General features: G+C 33.9%; 2 protein-coding genes. Both read right to left on the bottom strand.

The features are described from left to right. A partial coding sequence (locus COL3_RS26830) for a PTS sugar transporter subunit IIC (protein ID WP_180278003.1) occupies positions 1–407 on the bottom strand: 407 nt, incomplete at its 3' end. A gap of 57 nt (positions 408–464) precedes the next feature. Next, the coding region (locus COL3_RS26825) for a PTS sugar transporter subunit IIB (RefSeq protein WP_180278002.1) at positions 465–728 on the bottom strand (264 nt) is incomplete at its 5' end.

Raw genomic sequence — 728 nt, 5'->3', positions numbered from 1 at the left:
ATTTCTATTCCTCTTGTGTTACCAGTTTCAGCATATTTATCTGCTAAGTGTTGGAAAAATACTGTTATTGTTCTTACAAAGATAGTAAGTACTTGTCCTGCTGCTGCTATTGGTACTGCAACTGCAATACCTGCTCCAATAGATTGTTTACCAACGATTACAAGAATTGCTGATATTACACTGGCAAGAGCAGCATCTGGAGCCATAGCTGCCCCAACATTCATCCATCCTAATGCTAACATTTCTAGTGTTCCACCTAATATAATTCCTGTTTGAATATCTCCCAATACAAGTCCAACTAGTGTACATGCAATTAATGGTCTGTGGAACTGTGCTTCATCAAGCACACTCGCCATCCCAGCAATTGCTGCAACTACTACCAATAAAATTAATTGTAAAGTGCTCATGTTAATATCCCCTCTTTCATTTTAATTAAGAATATATATAAATTTTAATTTATATATCTAAACAAGTTTCAGTTCTTTTAATCTATCCATTAAGTTTATCTTAGTATCCTTTGCTAACTTTCTTACCTCTAATTCTATACCCTTTTCATGAAGCTTTTTAAATGCTTCAATATCAACATCATTCATACATAATGCATTTGTGATTTGCTTGTCACCTGCTTTAAAGCACATTCCGCCAACGTTTACAGATTTAATAGGAACTCCGCCTTCAACCATTCTTAATACATCTGTAGGATTTGTGAATAAGAATAAAGTTTTAAA

Source organism: Clostridium sp. LS (assembly GCF_002760435.1).
Lineage (GTDB): Bacteria > Bacillota > Clostridia > Clostridiales > Clostridiaceae > Clostridium.
The sequence above is the reverse complement of the archived record's forward strand: the minus strand, read 5'-3'. Positions and strand labels throughout refer to the sequence as shown.